This window comes from Chitinophagales bacterium (assembly GCA_019694975.1).
Taxonomy (GTDB): Bacteria; Bacteroidota; Bacteroidia; order Chitinophagales; family UBA10324; genus JACCZZ01.
The window spans coordinates 213339-229886 of sequence record JAIBAY010000007.1; the positions used below are offsets into that span (position 1 = coordinate 213339).

Here is a 16548-nt window from a genome sequence, read left to right on the forward strand (position 1 = left end):
ACAGCGAGTTGCGGTTTTACTGCTTGCAGGCTGAAGCTTTCACCTACTTCAATCCCAGTTCCTTTTTCTGCCTGTCATCAATCTCAGCCGGAGCATCGAGCATCATATCTCTTCCCATATTGTTTTTGGGAAAAGCAATAAAGTCGCGTATGTTTTCCTGGTTGGCAATGGTCATGGAACAGAACCGGTCGAAACCAAAGGCAATACCGCCATGCGGTGGTGCGCCATATTCAAATGCTTTCAGGATGAAGCCAAACTTTTCAAAGGCTTCTTCTTTACTCATGCCCAGCATGCTGAACATTTGTTCCTGCTGTGCACGCTGATGAATACGGATGGAACCACCACCGATTTCAACGCCATTCAATACGATATCATAAGCATTCGCTTTTATCCTGCCCGGATCCGTTGTAAAATATTTTTCGTCTTCATGCCGCCATGAAGTGAAAGGATGATGCATGGCATTCCACCTTTTCTCTTCCGCATCATATTCAAACAATGGAAAATCGAGCACCCACAATGGTTTATATTCTTCCTTCTTCCGCAGCCCGAGACGGTTACCCATTTCGAGTCGCAACTCACTTAATGCTTTCCTTATTCTGCCTGTGTTGCCGGCCATTATAAGTATCAGGTCACCCGGTGAGGCCCCAAAATGATCAGCGATAGCTTTTAAATCTTCCGCTCCATAAAATTTATCAATGGATGATTTGATGCTGCCATCTGCATTGCACCGGATATAAACCAATCCTGTTGCCCCAATCTGCGGACGCTTCACAAAATCCGTCAGTTCATCGAGTTGCTTCCGGGTATATTCCGCACATCCTTTCGCGCAGATGCCTGCCACTATTTCCGCTTCATCAAACACCTTGAAGTTTTTTCCTCCCACCGTATTACTGTCGCCTTCTTTCAGGTACACCAGTTTCATAGCAAAACGAATGTCGGGTTTATCGTTGCCATAGTCATGCATGGCCGCATCGTATGACATGCGCGGGAAATCAGGCAGCTCAATGCCACGCACTTCTTTGAAAACAAACTTCACCATGCCTTCAAACATGTTCAGCACATCTTCGCGCTGCACAAAAGCCATCTCGCAGTCGATCTGTGTAAATTCCGGCTGCCGGTCCTGCCGCAAATCTTCATCCCGAAAACAACGCACTATCTGGTAATAACGGTCGTATCCTGCCACCATCAGCAATTGCTTAAACGTTTGTGGCGATTGCGGTAATGCATAAAACTGCCCGGGGTTCAGCCGCGACGGAACAACAAAATCACGCGCACCTTCCGGCGTTGATTTGATCAGGTGCGGCGTTTCAATGTCTGCAAAATTTTGGCCGTCGAGGTATTCACGAACAGCGCGAGCCACGCGGTGACGATGCAATAAGTTATACTGGTTGATGTTGCGCCGCAAGTCGAGGTAACGGTAATTCATGCGCAGCTCATCACCGCCATCGGTTTCATCTTCAATAGTAAAGGGCGGGGTTTTGGATGCATTCAGTACATCAAGCTTTGTTACCATCAACTCAATATCGCCGGTCGGGAGGCTGGCATTTTTGTTGGAGCGCTCTGTCACCGTTCCGGAAACCGCGATCACATATTCCCTGCCCAGTTCATGGGCAATCGTTGTAATGGCCGCATTCCTTTCAGGATCTTCTGCATTCTGTCCGGAAGGAAACACAAGTTGGGTGATGCCATAACGGTCGCGCAGATCGATAAAAAGCATGCCACCGAAATTCCGGATTCGCTGCACCCATCCTGCGAGGGTTACTGTTGATCCTGCATCCTTCAGTCTGAGCTCACCGCAGGTATGTGTTCTGTACATAAAATGACAATCATTGAAATTAAAACCGGATGGCAAAAGTAGTTTTTTAGCAGCGTTGAAAAAACTTTAATGCCATGTTGCGTTGCAGTGTAGCTTTACAGGATCAATCATTTTCCTATGAAAATATTATTGCCGTTTTCCTTATTTCTACTGCTGATTGCTCCGCAACTTCATGCACAGGAGTATCTCCTCTCCTGTTCACGGTGGGCTGACATGGCGAACAAGTCTGTACGCAACACACCTTCCACCATTGCCATCGACAGCTCGCTGATCACTATTTCACAGGGACCGACCAACCTTTATCTTGTAATTACGAAGCAATCGCGCCGTGAAAACATCTTTAATTATGAAGTAATCGATCCCAATGATCAGGCTGCCACCGCCACTTTTTCGCCTGAGGAGATGACCTTTGATTACAGGGCCGGGCAGTTTTGGGTACGGTATTACATTGAAAACATTCAACGGCCGGAAAAAGCCATAGCTGGTGAAACAGACCGTGACACGACAACTGCTGCAAGTGATACCACAGTTACCGAAGACACAAAGATCTATGAGTCCGCTACATTGTTACCGGAATATCCCGGCGGGAAAGAAGCTATGGATCTTTTTATTGCTCAGAATCTGAAGTACCCGGCAGCGGCGAAAAAGGGTAATATAAAAGGCATTGTCACCATCACCGCTGTAGTGGAAAAAGATGGTTCACTCACGGATGTTAAGGTTAAAAAAGATATTGGCGGCGGTTGCGGTGAAGAAGCGGTGCGCGTGGTGAAGATGATGCCGACATTTATTCCCGGGCAAATAAAGAACGAAGACAAGCGAGTGCGAACCAGCATCAGCATGTTCTTCCCGCCTAAGTAACCGGCATACTTCCAGATATGATTTATGCTGATACCGGTCTTGCATGAATGCTAGCTGCTGCTATTTGCTGAAGGCATCCCTTTGTAATTAAATACTGCGCGGCAATATAGGTCAGCATTATCAGCAATCCTGCCATGGGAACAGGCGCCGCAAACTTATTGCAGGCCAGCAAAGAGTCGCTCAGCAAGAAGCACAATGCTCCGCCAAAAACCAAACTGAAACTGCCGGTATCCACCCGTCGGAACCTGTTCAAAGCGTTGAGTGCCATGAATAAAATCACTGCCATATAGGTCATGACCGGTAATAACATATTGCCCAAACCATTTCTTATCAGGAAGAAAAACAAAACGCCATATCCTATAAACAAAAGCGCGATCCATGGTTTTTGCCGGAGCAAAGTTTTAGCCGGATGAACGGACGTTATATTGAATGCAAGGAGGTAACAAACATGTGCCGCCAGGAAACTGATCAGGCCGGCCAGGAAAAAGTCAGCATCCTTTTCCTGGAATAACAACAACACATCACCTGCCCAACTAAACATTAAAGCGGAACCGACCAGGTTGCGGAATGCAGGAAGAGCTGATCGCGACTGCGTAAAAAAAATAATGGTCAGCATGAGCAACAGCAACGGCTTCGACAAGATGGCCAAAACCTGCAGCGTTTCACCGCCCGCGATGGCGGCGAGGTGTATGGCGGCAACGATAAAAAAAGAGCGGAAGGAAAAAATACTGCTGATCATCTATGCTGTTGTTTTGGAAAAAGGAAGGCGGTAATATTTCTGCAACCATAAAACCGACAGTAATACTATCATCACCACAGCGGGAACTACATAAATAAAAACCGCGGAATTTTTTAACAGCCAGAACAATATTACGGCAACCAATAAAAGCCTTCCGTACTCAACCATTGCAGCAAGCGGTTTTGCTTCAAACAGGTAGCCGGTTGACATCACGGATGCCGTGATGAGTGCAGCCCCAGTCAGCTGACCGGTGACAGAGAGTTGGTTAAGGTTAAACAGGAAAAAAGATGAACCACCTAGAATGAACAGAAAATGCAGCAGCAGGTAAATATTCATCTCAAAGTTCAGCTGTGTGTTGAATTTAACGTAGCTGTCTGCCTGCACCGCTTTGGGCTCGCGGTAACCGCCATACTTTGCCGGCAGCCAGCCGGGTTTCATAAACAACAGCTTGATCTTATCCGGCCATTCTTTCACCAGTCTGAGATCGCTCCACATATTGGTGAAAGGACTGAGATGCGCTGCCACCGGATCCCAGCGTTGTGTTGGTGTGGTGATGCCATACACCACTTTCTCTTCTTCCTGCTGAAAAGTACCAAACAGCATATCCCAGATTATCAAAGTGCCTCCGTGATTGCGGTCAATGTATCTTGGATTTCTGCCATGGTGCACACGGTGGTGCGATGGTGTGTTGAAAATATATTCCAACGGCCCCATATTGCGAATGGCCTCGGTATGAATCCAGAACTGGTATAAAGTATTGTAAGCGCTGAGGAGCAGAAACCAGGCAGGGCTGAAGCCCAGCAAGGCAAGTGGCAGGTAGAAACCGGCTGTAAAAACCTTTTGCAATGCGCCCTGCCGCAATGCCACAGAAAGATTGTATTCTTCGCTCTGATGGTGCACCACATGGCCGGCCCAGAACAGGTTAATCTCATGGCTCATCCGGTGCGCCCAGTAGTAGAAAAAATCAACGCCCAGGAAAAGCACCACCAGCCAATACCACTTATCCGGTACCGTAAAAAAACGCAGCTTATCATACACTACTGCATACAGAGCCACTGTAAATACTTTCGCAAAGGTTCCTGTAATCTGTTCAAAGATGCCGCAACTGATATTGCTGATGGCATCATTTAAACGGTAAAGGTCTTTATGGGCAATGCGGTCATAAATAATTTCAATACCTATCAGGATGAAGAAGACAGGAATGGAAAGCACAATGGGATTGATGGGCATAGCGGTAAATTAAACATGAAACATGAGAACTCAAAAAGAAGGAATGACACATTCCGGCATACACTGCTGTCCGACACCGGTTTGATTTGACAACAGGCATTCATTTTTCTGCTGCATCCGCCAAAAGCTGATGCCGGAAAGTATGATTGCTGCTGTTTCACTATTTTTCAACCATGCAAAAAACAAAACTGCTCCGGCTGTTCAATGCGCTTGAAGCATCGCGGAAAAAATTACTCGATGACCTTAAAAAACTGGATCAGCCATCGCTTCAGTTTAAACCGGATCCCAATCAGTGGTCGGTCAGCCAGGTGTTAAATCATTTGCAATTTTCTGAACGTGCCTCTATTGCTTATGCAGCCAAAAAAATGCAGGGTGGAAAGGCAGTAAAGAAAACGGGAATAGCAGCCACCATCCGTGCGGAGGCGCTATCACTTTTCCTCCGCTCCGGTTATAAATGGAAAGCGCCTGCGGTGCTGGCTGCCGCTTCTGAAAACCTGCCATTTGACGAAGTGCTGCAACGGTGGGATGAAACACGCAGGCAAATGAAATACTTTCTGGAAAACCTTCCGGATGATCTTATCAGCCGTGAAATCTACAAACATCCGCGTGCCGGCAGGCTCAATGCGATGCAGATGATGCAATTTTTCGGTGATCATTTTAACCATCACCTGCCGCAGATCAACCGTGTGAAGAAAGCGATGAAGGAAATCAAATCATAATCCTGCAGCTGGTAATGGCCGACAATACGGTGAGCGCTTCTTCAAAAGCAATTGAAGAATTATTTTTCTATGCTGCCGCGAAAGCAGTACCATCACCTTTCAATAAACAGTTCGCTGTCAATCGCAGAGTACAGTGTTGGCATGGCCAGAGTTCACGCAGTTATGAACGGCAATGTTATTAGTATAGCAACACTAACGATCAACACTTACTTTTGCAAAAAAACATTTCATGAAATCATCCCTGCTCATTGCCTGGAATATTGTGCTTACCGTAATCATTGCCGCACTGTTATATATTCAGTTAGGCAGTCATAAAACAACCGCTGCCGCCAGCGACACCACACCGGCAGTGTCATCAGCAACCGGTGTGGCGTCCGATGCACGCATCGCTACCATCAATATCGATTCCATGCAAAACAATTATGCCTTGTTTGTTAATAAGAAGAAAGAACTCGAACAAAAGCAGAAACAGATGGAAGCCACGCTGGCGAAAAAAGGGCAGGAGCTGCAATCAGAATATGCTCGCGCACAGCAGCAGGCTGCCACCATGACGCAGCAGCAACTGGCGGAAACTGAACAAAGCCTGCAAAAAAAACAGGCGGATATCCAGCAGTTGCAGGGTCAGCTGAGTGGCGATCTTCAAAACCAACTCGATAAGTTCAACAAAGAGCTGAAAGATTCTCTTGATTCATTTCTGAAGGATTACAATGCTTCCGGTAAATATACCGTCATACTTTCTGTGGTAGAAGGCGGACAGGTATTGTATGCCGAGCCGCAGTATGATATTACCGGTGATGCGATTACCGGCATGAATGCACGCCTGAAAAAGAAGCCAGATTAAGCGGATCGGGAAAATCTTTCTTTCACCGGAGGAGTGATACAATGCCTTTCAATTCAACCTGCCTGCCATCACACAGCAGCGTTAAATCATAAGCATAGGCGCCGGTGGGTTGTGGCTCGCCGTGAAGGTTCCCATTCCATTGACTGCTGAAACTTTTTGATTCAAATACCATTTCACCCCAGCGGTTGTATATCCGGAATGCATTGATCGCCGGATGAAAGTTGCTGACCGGACCGAATGTTTCATTGCGTCCGTCGCCATTCGGCGTGAATGCATTAGGAAAAAAAATACCATCGCAGGGCACAATCACGATGAGGGTAACTTCATCCGTAGCTTTGCATCCATTGTCTGAAGTGCCTGTTAGTGTATAGGTAGCCGATACAATAGGCATTGCCACCGGCGAAGCACAATCCGTGCAGCTCAGTCCGTCAGGCGGCTGCCATTGGTATTGTGACGCACCCGATCCATGCAGCATTACACTGTCTCCCAGCAAGAGTTGTTCATCAGTGCCTGCCTCCACGCTGATCGTTTCCACCGTAACTAAAACACTGTCCTTCGCGAAGCAATTACCTGCTGATGCAGTAGCATAGTACAGGATGGTGGAGGCCGGTGAAGCCACCGGATTATCACATGATGAGCAACTCAACCCTGTGGCCGGCGTCCATGTTATATTTCCGCTGCCGGTTGCATATAATTGCGCCGATGCGCCATTACATAAAACAGTATCTGCAGCAGCGGTGACTGCAGGAACCACCACTTCCACCAAAACAGTTTCCACCGCCATGCAGCTGCCAATAGCTGCGAATGCGTAGTAATACGTAGTGGTATCAGGCGAGGCTAACGGGTTATTGCAAAGCAGGCAGCTTAAGGTAGGATCTGCCTGCCAGGAGACAGCAGTGCTGCTTGCCGCATTCAGCTGCACGGATTCTCCTTTACAGATGATGATGTTGCCGGGCGAAACAGTTATTACAGGATCAGGGCCCGGAATCAGCGATGCACATATATTCCAGGAACAATCATAGCTGCCCGAGCATGCAGGAATCGTAATCACCCGGTTGATGCCACCGCTCTGATCGCTTAGACCGCAGGTGAGATCAAGACAGCAGTCATTGGGATTGCCTTCGCTTACATCTCCCGTGTTATTGTTCCAAACACTGTCCCGTACAAATTCAAACTCCAGCAATTTGCCGGCTGCACTGAACGGGAAAGTGACGAGGAGTTGGTAAGTTGATCCTGACAGGTGCGTCATTTTGCTGCCGGGAGCAGCCGGATTCCAGTCTGCATTAATACTGATGGCGCTGTCGGTCGCAAACTGTCCGGCAATGTGCATGCCTCCGGCACCAACAGCAGATCCGGTAACATCAATAGTGAAGGTGATATTTATCTGAGCGCCTGCAGCGTATCCAGCGAATAAGCAGATTATTAAAAAAACTCCTCTCATGTGCAGCATTCTTCAGCTAAAGATATACAGCCATGCATTCATAGTGGGTATAAAAGTGCATGGCACAACATGCATGATTAAATATCTATCTCACCCAACTGATCCAATTGTGTATTGCATTTTCCACCGCATCATGCAACAATTGGTAACCAGAAGCTATCTCTAAACAGGCAATCAATGCGGTCATGCCGGATTTATTTCGGCAGCTGTCAATGAATGGAAGAGATCCTGATCCCTATCAATCGGTACAGGATGACTCCGGGTATTTTGAGATAGCTTCTATTCACTTTCAACATTCACTACCTCATACATGCTTTTTCCGTCTTTCTGAATCGGCTGATAATAGGTTTCACCGATCTTAACATAGGTAACATCGCCGATCTTAACTTCTTCACCACCTTCCGGCAGATTTTCCACGATGGCACCTGCAGTTGGCGGCACCACGGTATATCCATTCGCTGACTTTTCATAATACGCTCCGCCGTAATAATAATTATTGGTGGTTTCATTGATGACCACTGTTTGCGATTGCGCCGGTAATGTTGTTACCGTCGCACCCACCGGTGCCTGCACCACAGTATATCCGCTGCTTCCCTGCACATAATAAACGCCCTGATCATAGTAGTATGGCTGACTGTTCACACTCACCACCACAGCCGTTACCGCTAAAGTGGCCACAAAAAATCCCCAAGGGTGCCATACCGGTCCCCAATAGTAAGGTCGATAAGGATGATAGTAATAAGGATTATGGCAATAATAACGATGCCCTCCATAAACATAAGGCGGCCGGGAATAGTGATAGTTACTGTTTCTCACCACTGTATTCCTGTTGTTATTGATATTGATATTGGTGCTGTTATCAATATTGATATTACCACCGCCTGAAGGCCGGTTGCCGCCATTGATGTTTGTATTATTTCCACCGGAAGGCCTGTTACCATTACCAACATTATTGTTACCTCCGGCCGGCTTGTTTCCCGAATTAATGTTGTTCCCGCCGGCTGGTTTGTTGCCCGTGTTTAAATTGTTATTTCCGCCGGATGGTCTGCCCGCCTGATTATTATTGACAGCCGGCTGCTGAGGCCTCGTTGCTGCATTGCCACTGCCGGAAGGATTGCGATCGGGCGGACGCTGACTGCCACCGTTGATGGTGCCTTTATTACCACCGGCCGATGGTGTGGATGGCCGTGACATGCTGGAGGCGCCGCCGGAAGGTGCTGATGGCCGCGACATCGTTGATCCGCCGGAAGGCCTTGACATACTGCCACCACCACCGCCATGCCGCATTTGCTGCGCATTGACGGTGAAAGAAATAAGCAGGGCCGCCATCAGCAAGTTGAGATGGGCAGCCATTTTCTTATTAATAAAAAAAGCATGCATTGTACAGAGCGTTTAATGAAAGATGGAAAAATTAACGGGCCATGATGGAAATGGCGCGTGCTTTCGGCGGTGGAACAAATTCAAACATCGAAGGCGGTAATAGAGGATTGATCTGCCAGTTTAAGAAAGTACCTTCATACTGTTTGCCTTCATCCTTACCATGCCTGGTAATAAGAAACTTCACCGGCAGGTTCATCGCATCATTCGCAACCCAGATCTGTATCGTCATTTCAGGTGAAATTGCAATCACCTGAAAGCACTCGTTCCCGTCTACATTCCTGATACCGGCAAACAGTATCTTATCACTGCTGCTCATCAGGTCATCCGTAAATGTCGGGTAGAAAAAGTCCGCGGCAGGAAAATCTATTCCATAGCTTTTATTCACCGTGTCTATCGTTTCAATCGTGGTTGGCGGCGTGCTGATAATAGCGTAGTTATTTTCAGCAAATGAGTAATAGACCAGCCTCGTGCCATTGTAATAGAACCCTCTTTTTCCTTTGTCGCCATCGCTATAGACCAGCATTTTATCAGGCCCGTCAAAATAAACCTGGTGCTTATAGAAATGCGTAGACAACCCGAGGTCCGGATCATCAGCATCAATCCTTGTTTGCAGTGTAAAACTCACAGACGTCAGATCACCGATCACATCACTCATGTGGTCGAGGATCATAATGGCAACTGTATCATACTTCCCCTGCTGTGCCGAAACCGGTTGCAACCCGGCCATCAACAGGAGCAAAACAGCGATCATGTTTTTCATGCGTTAGATTTTATCATTTGAATTTTCAGTAACGAAATAACAATGAAAGCATAGTTGCTGCGTCCTGTGAAGCGATAAATATATTACTCATTTCATGGTCTTGCAAATCGACCCTGCCGTTTATACCTTCTTTGGTTAACAATCATTGCACAAACAGTGATGCACTTTGCCGGTAAGCGCCACTATTCCTTCAACGGCAACAGAAGGATTTTCAACCGCTCAATCGCAAAGCATGATGCGAAATAAACTACATTTGACCATCACCACTTGCACAGAAAACAGGATAACACCTGCCTGACCACAATGGATTGTTAAGATGAAAATCAGGATTACGCTCTTCCTCTTTGTATTGGCTGCAATAGCCATTATCAATACCAGTCGCTGTAATCTGGCGGAAGAAAATAATCAGGTAACACAGGCCAATGAATACACCGGCAGCGGCTCCTGCCGTTCATGTCATCAGCAGGAACATCTTGATTGGCTGACTTCCCATCATTACAAGGCAATGCTTCCGGCTACCGATTCTACCGTCTATGGCAACTTCAACAATGCAGTGCTTACAGCCGATGGTGTAACCTCACGTTTTTTCAGGAAGGAGCAGAAATTTTTTATCAATACAGAGGGAGAAGACGGCAAAAACCATGACTATGAAGTGAAGTATACTTTCGGATTTACACCGCTTCAGCAATACCTCGTTGAATTTCCGGGCGGCAGGATGCAACCTGTGCGGGCAAGCTGGGATGTCAAAAACAAAAGATGGTTTCATCAGTATGCCGGGCAGAAAATTCCGGCCGGCGACTGGCTGCACTGGACGGGCAACGGACAGAACTGGAATACGATGTGTTCCGGTTGTCACAGCACGAATGTGCAGAAAGGCTATGACCAGGCAAGTGATACCTACCATACAACTTATGATGAAGTGAATGTAAGCTGCGAATCGTGCCATGGCCCTGGCAAACTGCATATTGACTATATCAGCAGCAATGGCTACAAGGATGGTCACAAAGTTGTTGGTTCGATGCTGCATACAACAAGCTCAGAAGGACAACGGCAACAGGTGAATACCTGCGGCTATTGTCACGCAAGACGGGTGGATATAACAGGCGCCGTATTGCCAGGCCATGAATTCATGAATGATTTTATTGCGGAATTACCGGTGAGCACTTTCTTTTATGCCGATGGTCAGATGCGGGACGAAGATTACAATTACACATCGTTCCTGCAAAGCAGGATGTATCACCGCGGTGTGATGTGTTCCAATTGCCACAATCCGCATAGTGGTCAGCTGAAGCTGGAAGGAAGCAAGGTTTGCTCACAATGTCATTCAACAGCCAAGTATAATCTTACTTCACACACCATGCATGCCGAACAGTCGGAAGGCAGCAGCTGCATCAATTGCCACATGCCATCTGCCATCTATATGGGTGTTGACCTGCGGCATGATCACAGTTTTCGCATTCCGCGTCCTGATCTAACAGCAAAGTATGGTACACCGAATACCTGCAACAGTTGCCATGCGAATAAAACAGCGTCCTGGGCCGCACAGGCCATCGAAAAAAATTTTGGCGCAACCAGGAAGTATCATTTCGCGGAAGACCTGGTACCAGGCAGCCTGCTCGATTCCGGGAGCGAAGCGCATTTGCGTAAGCTGACAGGCGATACTGCCGTACCAAATATCGTACGTGCTGCCGCGGTTGACTATATCAGCAGGCTTAATGCGGAAAGCATCGGCGCCTTGCTTTTGAAATACGCCGGTGACACCGCGGCCATCGTACGATACCAATCGCTAAAAGGTCTCCTTGGCTATGATCCTGCAATATGGCGCGATGCTGCTGCACCCTACCTGCAGGACTCAATACTCGCCGTGCGGATTGCTGCGGCCGAACTTTACACGACATTGCCTGCAAACCAACTGCCCGCCGCGCACCTATCCGCCTATAACAATGCTCGAAGTGAATTAGAGCGCTTCATCAATTACCAGACAGATTTTGCACAGGGCAATGTGCTGGCCGGAGACTATTACCGGCGCCTTCAGAATCCGGTTGCGGCGGAGAAATTTTACCGCCTTGCGCTTGCAAAAGATAACCTGCTGGCAGCGGCAAGGGTTGGCCTTGCTTCAACATTAAATGAAAGCGGGAGAAACGAAGAAGCGTTGCAGCAACTTTTGTTGGCGCAAAAGGCAGAACCGGCCAATGATTTCATCTGTTACAACCTCGCATTATTATATGCTGAAATGAAGCAGGACCAAAATGCATTGCATTTTTTTCAAAAGGCGGTTGAACTGCATTCGCTCAATGTCCGCGTTTACTACAATTATGCGCTTTTCCTGCAGCAAACAGGCAAAACGGCGGATGCAGAAAAAATATTCCTGAAAGGTTTACAGATCAGCCCCACTGACGGTGATCTCTTATATGCACTCACTATCTTTTACCTGCAGCATAACAACCCTGCCAAAGCCAAAGCAACTGCACTCCGGCTAAAACAGTATCATGCAGGCAATGCCGGCTATCAGCCTTTACTGCAGCAACTTCAGTTATAAGCCATGGTATTGATTTCAATAAGGTAGCGGCGGTCAGTGATGTTGTCCTGCAATATATTATTTGCAGGAAAGGTGCATGTTGCTTATCTAATAGCAGTAACTGATAAGCATCTTTCAACCTGCTGACTGGTGATTCCGCAGCATCAGTTGTTCCTGCCACCGATCTGTTCATTATCGAGATAAATTCATACAGCCACATTCATTCACCGGAGCTTTTTGAAACCATTGCCGTTGCACCGCCGGACACTGATTTTTATCATGTGATAATATGACAATCAGCATAAAATGAATATGATCGGCAATCGAATTTTACACACCTGATAACAGCAACAATGGTCATGGAAACGAAGACTGAAAAGACACCGGCAAAGGAAAGAAAGGTGAAAGGCAGGGTGGAGATTGATATTCAAAAATGCAAGGGTTGTGAACTATGCACCACCGCCTGCAAAGAACAAGCCCTCCGTCTTTCCGAAACCATCAATATAAAAGGATATCGGTACATCATAGCCAACAATGAGCTTTGCACGGGTTGTGTCAACTGCGCACTTGTTTGTCCCGATGCGGTTATCACTGTGTACCGCACACATCCAAAGAAAGCTTCCGTTGACATCACACCCGCCGATATCCGTGATCAGCTCCGTTCTATAGCCGCATCAACAAAATGACCAGTATATGAAAGAGATAAAATTAATGAAGGGGAATGAGGCCTTGGCAGAAGCCGCAATACTGGCCGGTTGCGATGCCTACTTCGGCTATCCGATCACACCGCAATCCGAGGTGCTTGAATATCTCGCCAGGGAAATGCCGAAACATAACAGGATTGTACTGCAGGCTGAAAGTGAAGTTGCATCCATCAACATGGTATACGGTGCAGCAGGTGCCGGTTTTCGCGTGATGACCTCTTCCTCCTCGCCCGGCATCAGCCTCATGCAGGAGGGTATTTCCTACATTGCCGGCGCTGAACTGCCCTGCTTAATCGTAAATGTTAATCGCGCAGGACCCGGACTGGGAACGATACAACCCGGGCAAGGTGACTATTTCCAGTCGGTGAAAGGCGGAGGCCACGGCGATTATAAAATGATCGTGCTGGCACCGTCCTCCGTGCAGGAGATGGCTGACTTTGTTTACCTCGGTTTTGACCTTGCCGACAAATACCGCAATCCTGTATTGATATTGTCGGATGGCGCCATCGGGCAGATGATGGAGAAAGTACAATTCAACGATTATACAATACCTTCCGTTGATAAATCATGGGCCACCACGGGCAAACCTGCTACGCGCAGCCGCAATTATATTACCTCCTTGCATATTCAGCCTGAGAAAATGGAACAGCACAATCTGAAGCTAAATGCTAAATATGCAGCGATCCGTGAGCAGGAAGTAAGACTGGAAGAATATAACACCGAAGATGCCGAATACCTTTTCGTCGCTTATGGATTGAGTGCGAGAATCTGCCAGAAGGCGATGGATATCGCACGGGAAAAAGGTATCAAAGTCGGCTTGCTGCGTCCCATCACCTTATATCCGTATCCTGATCAGCGGTTGTTGCAGCTGGCCTCGCAGGTAAAACTGATGCTCAGCGTTGAACTGAACAGCGGACAAATGGTAGAGGATGTAAAATTGGCGGTGAGCGGTAAAGTGCCGGTAGGGTTTTATGGTAGGCTCGGCGGCATGTTACCCACACCGGAAGAAATTGTAGAGCATCTTGAAAAAATAATGCTGAAGAATCATGCAAACTGAAGAACTGTTATTACCGGAAACCGCACTCGCATTAAAGGTACCCGAATGCCGGCAGGAAGAATATGAGATGGTCTACCACCGCCCGCGCACATTGCTTGATGTCAATATGCACTATTGCCCGGGATGCGCGCACAGCCTCGTGCACAAGCTGATTATGGAAGTGGTGGAAGAAATGGGCATACAGGAAAAGACCGTTGGTGTAGCGCCTGTCGGTTGTTCCGTGTTCGCCTATGACTACATGGATATTGATATGCAGGAAGCCGCACATGGAAGAGCAGCCGCAGTAGCTACCGCCATGAAAAGGCTGATGCCCGACAAATTTGTTTTCACTTACCAGGGCGATGGAGACCTGGCGGCAATCGGCATTGCTGAAACACTGCATGCCATCAACCGTGGTGAAAATATACTGATCGTTTTCATGAACAATGCAGTGTATGGAATGACGAGCGGACAGATGGCTCCCACCACGCTCGCCGGCATGAAAACCACCACCAGCCCCGATGGCAGGGATGTGGGCTACTATGGTGCTCCGATCAAAGTGGCTGAGCTGATGGCGAATCTGCCGGGAGCATTCTATGTCACCCGTCAGGCCGTGAACAGCGCCAATGCGGTACGGCGCACCAAGAAAGCATTGCAGCATGCATTCAGCTATCAGTCATTGCATAAAGGAACCTGCCTGGTGGAAATTATCGGCAACTGCCCGTCTAACTGGAAAATGACACCGGTGGAAGCCGCCAGGTTTATTGATGAAGAAATGGTTAAAACATTTCCGCTTGGCGATATCAAAGTGCCCAAAGCGGAAGACCTTAAAAACCCAGAGGAGGTACAATAATCATGTTAGAAGAACTCATTGTTGCAGGATTTGGCGGACAAGGCGTATTGTCGCTCGGCATGACACTGGCTTATGCAGGCATGATGGAAGAAAAGGAGATTTCCTGGATGCCATCTTACGGGCCCGAGATGCGTGGCGGCACAGCCAACTGTATCACTATCCTTTCCGATCATAAAATCAGTTCACCCATCATCTCTTTCTTTGATTCAGCCATTGTATTGAATCAGCCTTCCATGGATAAGTTTGCTCCAAGGGTTAAAAAAGGCGGATTGCTGCTGTATGAATCGGGCAATATCTTTCAGCCCAGCACAAGGACAGACCTTACCCTCATCGGTATTCCGGCCTCCACGGAAGCGCTGCAGATGAAGAATGCGAAAATCATGAATATGATTATGCTCGGCGCTTACCTTCACCTGAAACCGGTGGTTAAAACAACATCCATACTGGAAGCATTGAAAAAAGTATTGCCTGAAAAATATCACCACCTGCTCGGCATCAACCGCGAAGCACTGGACAGGGGCGCTTTACTGCTCCGGCAACATTTAGTGGATGTATCCTGATAATTGCATCATCTTCGCAATACAACAAACAGCGTTTTATGAAACCGGAAGAAATTTCGCAGTTGCGTAAAGAGTATGCACTCAATACGCTACAGGAAGAAGACATGGCCGCAACTCCATTCCTGCAATTTCAAAAATGGTGGAACGAGGCGGAAAAGTCGGCGATTGAGGAGATGAATGCCATGACACTGGCAACCGGCACTGCGGAAGGTTGGGTGGATGCGAGAATCGTATTGCTCAAAGCTTACGATGAAAATGGTTTTGTATTCTTCACGAATTACAACAGCACAAAAAGTACACAACTCACACACAATGCGAATTGCTGCCTGTTGTTTTTCTGGAAAGAACTGGAACGGCAGGTGCGGATCAACGGCACGGCTGAAAAAATTTCCATGAAAGAAAGCATTGACTACTTCGACAGCCGGCCTGAAGGAAGCAAGATCGGCGCATGGGCATCGCCGCAAAGCATGGTGGTGGCAGGGCAGTCATGGCTGAAAGAAACTTTTCAGTATTACGCCGAGCGGTTTAAACATGGGAAAATTCCCAAGCCGCCGCATTGGGGTGGATACCGTGTGAAACCTGTTGCTGTTGAATTCTGGCAAGGCAGGCCAAGCCGCATGCATGACAGAATTGTCTATAAAAAAACCGATCAGGGAGACTGGAAAACAGAACGCCTCGCGCCGTAATTCAAGTTAGAAGATATCTCAAAGTTCCTTGAGTCATCCTGTCGCGATTGATCGAAATCAGGATCTCTTCAATTCATTGGCAGATGCCGAAATAAATCCGGCATGACCATATTGAGTGCCTGTTTTGAGATAGCTATTAGCGGGAAGATTCTTCATTGCAGTGTATGAGCTGAATCGTCCTGAAATTTACTTTCTGTATAACTGCACACTTTTTTCCAAAACGAATCCATTGAAAGCGCCTGATCTATAAAATCATAGTTGAACAGAACAAGTACTATTCAACCCGGATTTAGCAGTTGAAAACTAAGGTTAAAGATATATACGGGCATATTAAAGAAATAATGACCTTAGATGGAGTAAGCAAATCTTACTGTAAGAGCCATGTCATTAACAGTAGAATTCAGTGA

The 16548-nt window shown here is 47.3% G+C and carries 15 protein-coding genes; 9 read left to right on the forward strand and 6 right to left on the reverse strand.

All coding sequences use genetic code 11. The features are described 5' to 3' along the window. Positions 1-43 precede the first annotated feature (43 nt). Positions 44-1816: an aspartate--tRNA ligase gene (gene aspS / locus K1X61_13495; GenBank protein MBX7109660.1), complete on the reverse strand. Its 1773-nt coding sequence runs from the start codon at positions 1814-1816 to the stop codon at positions 44-46. A 117-nt stretch (positions 1817-1933) separates the two neighbouring features. On the opposite strand from aspS, the gene K1X61_13500 reads away from it, so the two are divergent. After that, the gene (locus tag K1X61_13500; GenBank protein ID MBX7109661.1) at positions 1934-2674 is read left to right on the forward strand and encodes an energy transducer TonB; all 741 of its coding nucleotides are present in this window, start codon (positions 1934-1936) and stop codon (positions 2672-2674) included. 22 nt (positions 2675-2696) lie between these two features. Here the strand turns inward: K1X61_13500 and K1X61_13505 are convergent, their stop codons facing one another. Further along, positions 2697-3413, reverse strand: coding sequence for a lysoplasmalogenase (locus K1X61_13505; protein MBX7109662.1), 717 nt, complete (start codon positions 3411-3413; stop codon positions 2697-2699). Beyond that, on the reverse strand, positions 3414-4643 hold the full coding sequence (locus tag K1X61_13510) for a sterol desaturase family protein (GenBank protein ID MBX7109663.1): 1230 nt from the start codon (positions 4641-4643) through the stop codon (positions 3414-3416). It lies immediately after the preceding gene. A 173-nt stretch (positions 4644-4816) separates the two neighbouring features. Between K1X61_13510 and K1X61_13515 the strand changes: the two genes are divergently transcribed. Continuing rightward, positions 4817-5362 carry a DinB family protein gene (locus K1X61_13515; GenBank protein MBX7109664.1) on the forward strand — a complete coding sequence of 182 codons (546 nt, stop codon included), beginning with the start codon at positions 4817-4819 and terminating at the stop codon, positions 5360-5362. Positions 5363-5591: 229 nt separating this feature from the next. Beyond that, entirely contained in the window at positions 5592-6203 is a 612-nt protein-coding gene (locus K1X61_13520) for an OmpH family outer membrane protein (GenBank protein ID MBX7109665.1), read from the forward strand. Between the two features lie 22 nt (positions 6204-6225). Here the strand turns inward: K1X61_13520 and K1X61_13525 are convergent, their stop codons facing one another. The 3 genes from K1X61_13525 to K1X61_13535 form a co-directional block, all read right to left on the reverse strand. Further along, positions 6226-7644: a gliding motility-associated C-terminal domain-containing protein gene (locus K1X61_13525; protein MBX7109666.1), complete on the reverse strand. Its 1419-nt coding sequence runs from the start codon at positions 7642-7644 to the stop codon at positions 6226-6228. A gap of 279 nt (positions 7645-7923) precedes the next feature. Further along, positions 7924-9024 (reverse strand): hypothetical protein, encoded by a 1101-nt coding sequence (locus K1X61_13530; protein MBX7109667.1) that lies wholly within the window; start codon positions 9022-9024, stop codon positions 7924-7926. A gap of 31 nt (positions 9025-9055) precedes the next feature. Further along, positions 9056-9784 carry a DUF2092 domain-containing protein gene (locus K1X61_13535; protein MBX7109668.1) on the reverse strand — a complete coding sequence of 243 codons (729 nt, stop codon included), beginning with the start codon at positions 9782-9784 and terminating at the stop codon, positions 9056-9058. A gap of 505 nt (positions 9785-10289) precedes the next feature. Between K1X61_13535 and K1X61_13540 the strand changes: the two genes are divergently transcribed. The 6 genes from K1X61_13540 (at position 10290) to pdxH (ending at position 16141) form a co-directional block, all read left to right on the forward strand. Next, the gene (locus K1X61_13540; protein MBX7109669.1) at positions 10290-12323 is read left to right on the forward strand and encodes a tetratricopeptide repeat protein; all 2034 of its coding nucleotides are present in this window, start codon (positions 10290-10292) and stop codon (positions 12321-12323) included. A gap of 338 nt (positions 12324-12661) precedes the next feature. Next, a complete protein-coding gene (locus tag K1X61_13545; GenBank protein ID MBX7109670.1) occupies positions 12662-12988 on the forward strand; it encodes a 4Fe-4S dicluster domain-containing protein in 327 nt (108 codons plus the stop codon). A 7-nt stretch (positions 12989-12995) separates the two neighbouring features. Further along, entirely contained in the window at positions 12996-14063 is a 1068-nt protein-coding gene (locus K1X61_13550) for a 3-methyl-2-oxobutanoate dehydrogenase subunit VorB (GenBank protein ID MBX7109671.1), read from the forward strand. Beyond that, positions 14053-14895: a hypothetical protein gene (locus K1X61_13555; GenBank protein ID MBX7109672.1), complete on the forward strand. Its 843-nt coding sequence runs from the start codon at positions 14053-14055 to the stop codon at positions 14893-14895. Before K1X61_13550 ends, K1X61_13555 begins: the two co-directional genes overlap by 11 nt. Further along, a complete protein-coding gene (locus tag K1X61_13560) occupies positions 14892-15455 on the forward strand; it encodes a 2-oxoacid:acceptor oxidoreductase family protein (protein MBX7109673.1) in 564 nt (187 codons plus the stop codon). Before K1X61_13555 ends, K1X61_13560 begins: the two co-directional genes overlap by 4 nt. 38 nt (positions 15456-15493) lie before the next feature. Then, positions 15494-16141, forward strand: coding sequence for a pyridoxamine 5'-phosphate oxidase (gene pdxH, locus K1X61_13565; protein MBX7109674.1), 648 nt, complete (start codon positions 15494-15496; stop codon positions 16139-16141). Positions 16142-16548: the final 407 nt, after the last annotated feature.